Origin of the sequence: Actinacidiphila alni (assembly GCF_900112845.1) — a bacterium.
Classification (GTDB): Bacteria; Actinomycetota; Actinomycetes; order Streptomycetales; family Streptomycetaceae; genus Actinacidiphila; species Actinacidiphila alni.
Genome location: NZ_FONG01000021.1, coordinates 141029 through 150515 on the forward strand (window position 1 = coordinate 141029; position 9487 = coordinate 150515).

The window sequence follows — 9487 nt, forward strand, 5'->3', positions numbered from 1 at the left end:
GCGGTCTCAGACCTCCGTCAGGGCAGGGGCGTCGGACAGATCGGCGGGCGAGGCGAGCCGGCCGACCACCGCGGTGGCGGCGGCGACCTGCGGCGACACCAGATGGGTGCGGCCGCCCTTGCCCTGCCGTCCCTCGAAGTTGCGGTTCGAGGTGGACGCCGAGCGCTCGCCGGGGGCGAGTTGGTCGGGGTTCATGCCCAGACACATCGAGCAGCCCGCGTGCCGCCATTCGGCGCCCGCCGCGGTGAACACCTTGTCCAGGCCCTCCTCGACGGCCTGAAGCGCGACCCGTACGGAACCCGGCACGACCAGCATGCGGACACCGTCGGCCACCTTGCGGCCCTCGACGACCGAAGCGGCGGCCCGCAGATCCTCGATCCGGCCGTTGGTGCAGGAGCCGACGAAGACGGTGTCGACGGCGACCTCGCGCAGCGGCTGGCCCGCGGACAGGCCCATGTACTCCAGCGCCTTCTCCGCCGACAGCCGCTCGCCGGGGTCGGTGAAGGACGCCGGGTCGGGCACGGACGCGCTCAGCGGCGCGCCCTGGCCGGGGTTGGTGCCCCAGGTGACGAACGGCGCCAGCGAGGCGGCGTCGATCCGCACCTCGTGGTCGAAGACCGCGTCCTCGTCGGTGCGCAGCGTCTTCCAGTACGCGACGGCCGCGTCCCAGTCCGCGCCCTTGGGGGCGTGCGCGCGGCCCTCCAGGTAGTCGAACGTGGTCGCGTCGGGGGCGATCATGCCCGCCCGCGCGCCCGCCTCGATCGACATGTTGCAGATGGTCATGCGGGCTTCCATCGACAGCTTCTCGATGGCCGAGCCGCGGTATTCGATGACGTAGCCCTGGCCGCCGCCGGTGCCGATCTTGGTGATGACGGCGAGGATCAGGTCCTTGGCGGTGACGCCCTCGGGCAGTTCGCCGTCGACGGTGATCGCCATGGTCTTGAACGGCGCCAGCGGCAGCGTCTGGGTGGCGAGCACGTGCTCGACCTGGGAGGTGCCGATGCCGAACGCCAGGGCGCCGAAGGCGCCGTGGGTGGAGGTGTGCGAGTCGCCGCAGACCACGGTGGTGCCGGGCTGGGTCAGGCCGAGCTGCGGGCCGACCACGTGCACGACGCCCTGCTCGACGTCACCGAGCGGGTGCAGCCGTACGCCGAACTCGGCGCAGTTCTTGCGCAGCGTCTCCAGCTGGGTGCGCGAGACCGGGTCCGCGATCGGCTTGTCGATGTCGAGGGTGGGGGTGTTGTGGTCCTCGGTGGCGATGGTGAGGTCGGTACGGCGCACCGGCCGGCCGTTCATCCGCAGCCCGTCGAACGCCTGGGGGCTGGTCACCTCGTGGAGCAGGTGAAGATCGATGAAGAGCAGATCGGGCTCGCCCTCGGCGCGGCGGACGACATGGTCGTCCCAGACTTTTTCCGCGAGTGTCCTACCCATCGCTGTCCCTCCGGCCCGCGCCCTCGCGGGCCAACTCGTGTGTGGTGCACGTGATTGCCGGACGCCGTCGGTTCCCCTGGTGTCTCCGCGGGAGCACGGCCGTCCTGCCCTGTGTCCCCAGCCTGACGGCTTCCCGGGAAAATTGAACTTGCGTTTCACAGTGTGAGACGCGAGTATCGTTGCATGGACAACTCTAGCGGCGTCGGCGTTCTCGACAAGGCGGCTCTGGTGCTCAGCGCACTGGAGTCGGGACCGGCCACCCTGGCCGGCCTGGTCGGCGCCACGGGTCTGGCCCGCCCCACCGCGCACCGTCTGGCGGTAGCGCTCGAACACCACCGCATGGTGGCCCGCGACATGCAGGGCCGCTTCATCCTGGGACCGCGGCTGTCGGAGCTTGCCGCCGCCGCGGGCGAGGACCGGCTGCTGGCGACGGCGGGCCCGGTGCTCACGCACCTGCGGGACGTCACCGGCGAAAGTGCCCAGCTCTACCGCCGTCAGGGCGACATGCGGATCTGCGTGGCCGCCGCGGAGCGGCTGTCCGGCCTGCGGGACACCGTGCCGGTGGGCTCCACGCTGCCGATGAAGGCGGGTTCCGCCGCGCAGGTGCTGATGGCCTGGGAGGAGCCGGAGCGGCTGCACCGCGGGCTCCAGGGCGCGCGCTTCACCGCGACCGCGCTGTCCGGCGTACGCCGCAGGGGCTGGTCGCAGTCGATCGGCGAGCGGGAGCCCGGGGTGGCCTCGGTGTCGGCGCCGGTGCGCGGCCCGTCCAACCGGGTGGTCGCGGCCGTCTCCGTCTCCGGCCCGATCGAGCGGCTGACCCGCCACCCGGGCCGGATGCACGCGCAGGCCGTCATCGACGCCGCCGCCCGGCTCACCGAGGCGCTGCGCCGCAGCGGCTGAGGCCGCCGCCGGCAGGGTTCACCCGCGGGTGCGGCGGGTGAACACCCCGGGCCGCGGGCCCGCGCGTCGCCTGGTGGGGCACCACAGAAAAACAGAAAAACCGCGGGGCAACACAAAAGGCCCCCGCCGTAGGGCGAGGACCTCGGATGTGCTCTGTCTGTGTACCCCCGACCGGATTCGAACCGGCGCTACTGCCTTGAGAGGGCAGCGTGCTAGGCCGCTACACAACGGGGGCCCTGGCGATCCTGCATCATGCCCACCGGGTGCGACCCAGGTGATCACGCGGGAAGGATCTGTACCCCCGACCGGATTCGAACCGGCGCTACCGCCTTGAGAGGGCGGCGTGCTAGGCCGCTACACAACGGGGGCTTGCACTGCTTGAGCTATGCGCTGGGGTACCAGGACTCGAACCTAGAACAACTGAACCAGAATCAGCCGTGTTGCCAATTACACCATACCCCATCAAAACGCAACCCCTTGCGGAGTCATGTTTCAATCACGCCCCCCGGCCGGACCTTTCGGCCCTCTCGGGTGGCGCAGGAAGAACATTACCCGATGCGGGACACCGCTCCAAAACGAGTATCGCCGCGCAGCAGGTCAGGCAGCTCGGCGAGCCCGGTGACCCGGGTCAGATCGGGGCGTCCGCCGATGTCGCGGCGGTCCAGCCAGATCCCGAGCAGCCCCGCGTCGGCCGCGCCGCGCGCGTCGATGTCCGGCTCGTTGCCGACGTAGGCGACCTCGTGCGGCGCCAGCTCCAGCGCCTCGCAGGCGGCGTGGAAGGCCGCGGCGTCGGGCTTGGACACCCCCAGCTCCGCGGCGCACAGCAGCACCTCGAAGCGGTCGCGTACGCCCAGCGCGCGCAGTTTGCGGTCCTGGTGGACGAAGGCGGAGTTGGAGAGCACCGCGTGCCGGTAGCCGGGCGTCAGCAGGTCCAGGGCGGGCACGGTGTCGGGGAAGAGCGACCAGGCCGCCTCGTAGTGTGTGAGGTGGCGGCCGAACCACTCCTCGGCCTCGGCGTCGGTCAGCGGCAGCCGCAGGAAGTCCCGCACCCGGTCCCTGCGCTGCTGGTCGAAGTCGCACTCCCCCGCGGAGAAGCGCGCCCAGTGCAGTTCGGTCAGCTCGCCCCAGCGCAGCACGGCCGCGTCCACGCTCGCGCAGCCCGCGGGCAGCCCCTCGGTGGCCAGGTGTGCCCGCAGGCCGCCGCGGTCGGCGCTCCCGTAGTCGAAGATCGTGTCGTCGATGTCCCACAGAACCGCGCGTATCGGCATACGGCCCAGGGTACGGAGCCGGTCAGGCGCGCGCGACGACCTTGTTGGTCAGGGTGCCGACGCCCTCGACGGTGACGGAGACCTCGTCGCCGGGCAGGAGGGGGCCGACGCCGGCCGGGGTGCCGGTGAGCAGCACGTCGCCGGGGAGCAGCGTCATGGCCTCGGTGATGTTGACGATCAGGTCCTCGATGGAGTTGATCATCTGAGCGGTGCGGCCGGCCTGCCGCAGTTCGCCGTTGACCGTGGCGGTGATCGCGAGGTCGGACGGGTCGAGGTCGGTCTCGATCCAGGGGCCGAGCGGGCAGGAGGAGTCGAAGCCCTTGGCGCGGGCCCACTGCTTCTCGGTGCGCTGGGTGTCCCGCGCGGTGACGTCGTTGGCGCAGGTGTAGCCGAGGATGACGTCCTTGACCCGCTCGCGCGGCACCTCGCGGCACAGCCGGCCGATGACGACGGCCAGTTCGGCCTCGTGGTGCACCTCCTGCGAGAAGGAGGGGTACACGATCGGGTCGGCGGGGCCGATCACCGAGGTGGACGGTTTGAAGAAGGCCCAGGGCGCGGTGGGCACCTCGTGGCCCAGTTCCCTGGCGTGGTCCGCGTAATTGCGCCCGATGGCGACCACTTTGTTCGGCAGGACCGGCGGCAGCAGCCGCACCTTGTCCAGCGGCACCCGCGTACCGGACAGCTCGAAGTCCGCGAAGGGGATGCCCTTCATGATGTTGATGACGAGGCCGTCGGTCGTGCCGGTGCCGCTGTCGCCCTCGGCGGTCTCGACCGCGCCGAAGGCGACATTTCCGTCGATGGAGAACCTCGCGATACGCATGCGCCCAGCTTAGGGCGTGATCCACACGACGGGCCCGGGGGCTCAGACGGTCGGGAGCTCCGTCAGCACGGTGCGGCGCGGGTTCGCGGTCTGCTGCGGCAGCGGCGGCTCGGTGATCTCGTCGATCGCGGCGGCGGCCTCGGCGTCCGGCGCGGTGGCGACCCCGAGTTCACTCGCGTCCTTCAGGTGCGCGAGGGTGGTGCGGCGCGGGTTCGCGATCGGACGGAACAGCATGGTGGTCTTCATCGGCCGTGTGGACCTCGGTGACTCGGGGCGCCGACCGTGGCGCGCGGAAACGCGCAGGCCGGCGCGGGTTGACAGAAAACCGCGATTGTAAAGCACAAGGCTAGTGCGGCCTTTTCCCGGAACCCCGCGCTCCAGACATCCGTCCTGCTGTGATTTTGCTCACGAAGTGAGTCGCAAAGCGGGCATTGTTCGCATCCAACTGCCACACTCAAACCGGTCATTGACCGCGCATGCGTACGGATCACCCGTGATCGGCCCGTCCGGGACAGCGCGTGACCCGTGCGCACGGGCGGTCACTAGGTCCGAATTCCCCCGCTTTCACCGAATCGAATGTCAACGCTCAGTGGTGGGCTCGACGCGACGAGTGACGGAATCCAACAGGTCGGCTACGGCCCTTGTTGGGAGATCCAGCACTGTGCTGGAATTCCCCGGACCGCCGCATCACATCGAGCCGGCGCGCAGGGGGCGCGTTCGAGCACCGAGCGGTGGTGAAGGGCATCATCGGCCTCCTCGCAACCCGGGGCGGCCTGAGCCCCCATGACTCGACACCGTCCTGTCCGCTTCATCGCGGGGGACGCCTGGTCCAGAGGTTGCGACGCTAGTGCAGGGACGTTTCAAGAGGGACAGCGGCGCTGCGGGCGACCCGGAGCAGCAGCCCGGCGGGACCGGCAACGGCCCGACACCGCAAGCGCAGGGTGACCCGGCGAGCAGTGCGCCGGGTGCATCGGCTGCCACCGGACGGACGAGCACGCCCAGCGGCATCGAGGCGGGCAAGATCACCGGTCTGGCGGGCAAGCCGGGGCCCCGAATAGCCATGCGCAACTGGCGCATCAGCACCAGACTCGTCTCCCTGCTCGCCCTCCCCGTGGTCACCGCGACCGTGCTGGGCGGTCTGCGCATCAACAGCTCGCTGGACAACATCAACCAGCTCGAGCACATGAAGACGCTGACCGACATCACCGAGCACGCGACACAGCTCGCCGCCGCCCTCCAGGAGGAGCGCGACAGTTCGGCCGGCCCGCTGTCCTCGGGCGACAAGGGCAATGACGCGGTGGCCGCCTCCCGGCAGGCCACCGACCGCGAGTACAAGGCGTACCTGACCGCCAGCGACAACGTCTCCGAGCGTGACCCGGTCTTCTCCGGCGTCCGCGCCACCCTGCTGGCGATCGGCACCCAGCTCGCCAACCTCAGCCAGATCCGCGACGAGGCGTACACCTCGACCGGCACCATCTCGCAGACGGTCTCGTCCTACGACGACCTGGTGCAGTCCCTGCTCTCGCTGTCCCAGGACATGGCGCAGGCGACCAACAACCCCGAGATGATCCAGAGCACCCGCGCGCTGGCGGCCTTCTCCTCCGCCAAGGAGTACGAGTCGATCCAGCGCGCGGTGATCAGCGCCGCGCTGGCCACCGGCGGCAAGCTCTCCGCCAACGACTACCAGTCGGTGTCCTACGGCTCCTCCAACGAGGAGACCTCGCTCACCCGGTTCCAGAAGATCTACGGACCCAAGAGCGCCGCGCTGCTCGCCCCGATCGAGGGCGGCAACGCCAACATCAGCGCGCACGACACCACCCGGCTGCGGATCGCCGCCTCGCCGAACGCGATCACCAAGATCGACAGCTCGTACCTCGACTGGGACGACGCGGCCAAGTCCAAGATCCAGGCGATGAGCCAGATCGAGCGGTCGCTGCTCAACGAGATGCAGCAGAAGGCCCTCAAGCTGCAGAGCGAGGCCAAGCGGTCCGCGCTGATCTCCGGTGCGATCATCCTGCTCGTCCTCGGCGTCGCCGTGGTCGGCGCCTTCGTCGTGGCGCGCTCGATGATCCGGTCGCTGCGCAGGCTGCAGCAGACCGCCAACGACGTCGCCCAGAAGCGGCTGCCCGAGCTGGTCAAGCAGCTGTCCGAGACCGACCCGCAGGACGTGGACACCTCGGTCGAGTCGATCGGCATCAACAGCCGTGACGAGATCGGCCAGGTGGCCCGGGCCTTCGACGAGGTCCACAGCGAGGCGGTCCGGCTCGCCGCCGAGCAGGCGCTGCTGCGAGGGAACGTCAACGCGATGTTCACCAACCTCTCGCGCCGCAGCCAGGGCCTCATCCAGCGCCAGCTGTCGCTGATCTCCGAACTTGAGTCCCGCGAGGCCGACCCGGACCAGCTGTCCTCGCTGTTCAAGCTCGACCACCTCGCGACCCGTATGCGCCGCAACGGTGAGAACCTGCTCGTTCTCGCCGGTGAGGAGCCGGGCCGCCGGTGGACCCGCCCGGTGCCGCTGGTCGACGTGCTCCGCGCCGCCGCGTCCGAGGTGGAGCAGTACGAGCGGATCGAGCTGACCTCGGTGCCGTCGGCCGAAGTGACCGGCCGTATCGTCAACGACCTCGTCCACCTGCTCGCCGAGCTGCTGGAGAACGCCACGTCGTTCTCCTCGCCGCAGACCAAGGTGCGGGTCACCGGTCACTCGCTGCCCGACGGCCGCGTGCTGATCGAGATCCACGACACCGGCATCGGCCTGTCGCCGGAGGACCTGGCGGACATCAACGAGCGGCTGGCGAACCCGCCGACGGTGGACGTGTCCGTCTCCCGCCGCATGGGCCTGTTCGTGGTCGGCCGGCTGTCCCTGCGGCACGGCATCCGGATCCAGCTCCGGCCGTCCGACTCCGGCGGTACGACCGCGCTGGTCATGCTGCCGGTCGACGTCACGCAGGGCGGCAAGGCGCCGAAGAACAACCTCGGCCAGATGGGCGGCCGCCCGGCGGGCGCTCCCCCGGCCGCGGCCGGTTCCTCAGGCATCGCCAACGCCTTCGGCAACTCCCCCAACTCCCCGCAGGTCTCGCGGCAGCCGCAGCGCACCCCGGTCTCCGGCGGCGCGCAGCGTCCGGCGCTGAGCCCGGGCGGCCCGCAGCAGCCCGGCACACCGCGCTGGGCGCAGGACCAGCAGGGCGGCGGGCGCCAGGGCTTCGACGCGCAGGGCTTCCCCGACGACCGGGGCATGCAGGACACCCCGCGCGGCCACGAAGAGGTCGAGGCGGCCTCCGCCTTCGACGCTCCGGGCCAGGGTCCGCGCGGCGACTTCCAGCAGCAGGGTCCCGGCGGCTACGGCCGTCAGCAGGGCGGTCCCGGCCAGCAGGGCAACAGCGACACCGGGCAGTTCCCGATGCCGGGCGGCCCCGGCAGCCAGGGCGGCCAGGGCTTCCGGCCGGCCGGCGGTCCGCAGCAGGGGCAGCAGGGCCAGTTCCCGCCGCCGCAGCCGCAGAACACCGGCCCCTCCGGCTTCCGTTCCGACGTCTTCGGCGGCCGTCCGGGACCGGCGCCCCGCCAGGGCGCGGGCCCCGGCGACACCGCACAGTTCCCCCCGGTGCGCGACGACGACTACGCGCCGATGGGCCAGGGCGGTCAGGGCGGCCCCGGCAACCAGCCGCAGGGCGGTCCGGGCAACCAGGGCGGTCAGGGTCAGGGCAACAGCGACACCGGCCAGTTCCGGATGCCGGGCGGCCCCGGTGGCCCCGGCGGCCAGAACCCCGGTCTGCCGCAGCGCGGCGCCCGCAGCCCCGAGGAGACGTACAGCACCGGCCAGTTCCAGATGCCCGGCCAGGGCAACGACGGTCAGTTCCAGGGCGGGCAGGGCGGCCCCGGCGACACCGCGCAGTTCCCGGCCGTGCCGTCGTCGGACACCGGTGAGTTCCCGGTGCCGGGCCGCCAGCAGCATCCGCAGCAGCCCCCGCAGCGTCGGCCGCAGCAGGGCTTCGCGGGTGGCGGCCAGTACCAGGGCCCGCCGCCGAGCGGTCCGCGCCCGGACGCCTACCCCGGCCAGGGCCAGGGCCTGCCGCAGCGCGGCGCCCGTCCGCAGGGCGACGGCGGCGGCTACGACCCGAACCAGCCGCAGGACCCGTACCACTCCGGTCAGTACCCCCTCCCGCCGCAGCCGCAGCAGGGCGACACCGGCCAGTACCCGGTCCAGCAGCCGCAGGCACCGCAGGCGCAGCCGCAGCAGCCGGCCGAGCCGATGGCGCTGCCGCCGGCCCCGGCCCGCGGGGACGAGCCGACGCCGATCTTCTCCTCGATGGAGTCGGACTGGTTCCGCACCGGCCAGGCCGAGCGGATGCAGCAGATCCACGTCGAGCAGAGCGACGGCCGCGGCCAGCAGGCCCCGCCGGTCCGCCCGGTGGGCCGTACGGCGCCGCCCGCGGCCCCGCAGCGGTACCGGCCCGAGCGCCCGGGGACCTCGGCCCCCGGCGGCGGCAACGGAAACGGCTCCAACGGCAATGGCTCGAACGGAAACGGTGGCAGCGGCTCCAACGCCAACGGCGGTCCCCGTCTGACCGGCGGCCCGCAGCAGCCCGCCTCGGTGCCCGCTTCCGCGCAGTACCAGTCCGGCTCCCAGGGCCAGGCGCCCGCCGCTCCGGTGGCGCAGCCGCTGCCCCGCGAGACGCCGAACTGGCGGACCTCGCCCAACGACGCGCTGCGTCAGCGGGCCGAGCAGGTCCGGGAACCGTCGGCCGGCGGGGTCACCCCGTCGGGTCTGCCGCGCCGGGTGCCGAGGGCCAACCTCGTCGCCGGCGGTGCGGCACAGCAGCAAGCGCCGCAGGGCGGTCCGCAGATCTCGCGGGCGCCCGACGACGTACGCGGACGTCTGACCAACCTCCGCCGTGGTATCCAGCAGGGCCGCCAGGCCGGGGGCAACACCGACGGGCGTGGTTTCGGTACGAATCACCAGGAGCGTTAGTTGAGTGCGATGAGCCAGGCGGCACAGAACCTGAACTGGTTGATCACCAACTTCGTGGACAACACCCCCGGGGTGTCCCACACGGTGGTGGTCTCCGCCGAC

General features: G+C 71.6%; 6 protein-coding genes, 3 tRNA genes and 1 pseudogene. 3 read left to right on the forward strand and 7 right to left on the reverse strand.

What is annotated here, in order from left to right:
- Positions 1 to 6: 6 nt before the first annotated feature.
- Positions 7 to 1431, reverse strand: a complete 1425-nt coding sequence (leuC, locus tag BM076_RS28540; protein WP_093716609.1) for a 3-isopropylmalate dehydratase large subunit — start codon at positions 1429 to 1431, stop codon at positions 7 to 9.
- Between the two features lie 183 nt (positions 1432 to 1614).
- Between leuC and ndgR the strand changes: the two genes are divergently transcribed.
- A complete protein-coding gene (ndgR, locus tag BM076_RS28545; RefSeq protein WP_093716610.1) occupies positions 1615 to 2331 on the forward strand; it encodes an IclR family transcriptional regulator NdgR in 717 nt (238 codons plus the stop codon).
- Positions 2332 to 2493: 162 nt separating this feature from the next.
- Here the strand turns inward: ndgR and BM076_RS28550 are convergent.
- The 6 genes from BM076_RS28550 to BM076_RS28575 all read right to left on the reverse strand — a co-directional run bounded on the left by BM076_RS28550 (position 2494) and on the right by BM076_RS28575 (position 4665).
- Positions 2494 to 2566, reverse strand: a tRNA-Glu gene (locus BM076_RS28550).
- A 61-nt stretch (positions 2567 to 2627) separates the two neighbouring features.
- Positions 2628 to 2700 (reverse strand) — tRNA-Glu (locus BM076_RS28555).
- A 21-nt stretch (positions 2701 to 2721) separates the two neighbouring features.
- Positions 2722 to 2793 (reverse strand) — tRNA-Gln (locus tag BM076_RS28560).
- 86 nt (positions 2794 to 2879) lie between these two features.
- On the reverse strand, positions 2880 to 3599 hold the full coding sequence (locus BM076_RS28565) for an HAD family hydrolase (protein ID WP_093716611.1): 720 nt from the start codon (positions 3597 to 3599) through the stop codon (positions 2880 to 2882).
- Positions 3600 to 3621: 22 nt separating this feature from the next.
- Positions 3622 to 4419: a fumarylacetoacetate hydrolase family protein gene (locus tag BM076_RS28570; protein WP_093716612.1), complete on the reverse strand. Its 798-nt coding sequence runs from the start codon at positions 4417 to 4419 to the stop codon at positions 3622 to 3624.
- A gap of 42 nt (positions 4420 to 4461) precedes the next feature.
- The gene (locus BM076_RS28575; RefSeq protein ID WP_093716613.1) at positions 4462 to 4665 is read right to left on the reverse strand and encodes a hypothetical protein; all 204 of its coding nucleotides are present in this window, start codon (positions 4663 to 4665) and stop codon (positions 4462 to 4464) included.
- A 601-nt stretch (positions 4666 to 5266) separates the two neighbouring features.
- Here BM076_RS28575 and BM076_RS28580 point away from each other — a divergent pair.
- Both BM076_RS28580 and BM076_RS28585 read left to right on the forward strand, forming a co-directional pair.
- Positions 5267 to 9385, forward strand: coding sequence for a sensor histidine kinase (locus tag BM076_RS28580; protein WP_093716614.1), 4119 nt, complete (start codon positions 5267 to 5269; stop codon positions 9383 to 9385).
- Positions 9386 to 9487 (forward strand): annotated as a pseudogene (locus tag BM076_RS28585) (roadblock/LC7 domain-containing protein); the annotation flags it as partial.

Coding starts and splice junctions, on each gene's coding strand:
- BM076_RS28565 (WP_093716611.1), bottom strand. CDS start 3,599: ATGCCGATACGCGCGGTTCTGTGGGACATCGACGACACGATCTTCGAC.
- ndgR (WP_093716610.1), top strand. CDS start 1,615: ATGGACAACTCTAGCGGCGTCGGCGTTCTCGACAAGGCGGCTCTGGTG.
- BM076_RS28575 (WP_093716613.1), bottom strand. CDS start 4,665: ATGAAGACCACCATGCTGTTCCGTCCGATCGCGAACCCGCGCCGCACC.
- BM076_RS28570 (WP_093716612.1), bottom strand. CDS start 4,419: ATGCGTATCGCGAGGTTCTCCATCGACGGAAATGTCGCCTTCGGCGCG.
- leuC (WP_093716609.1), bottom strand. CDS start 1,431: ATGGGTAGGACACTCGCGGAAAAAGTCTGGGACGACCATGTCGTCCGC.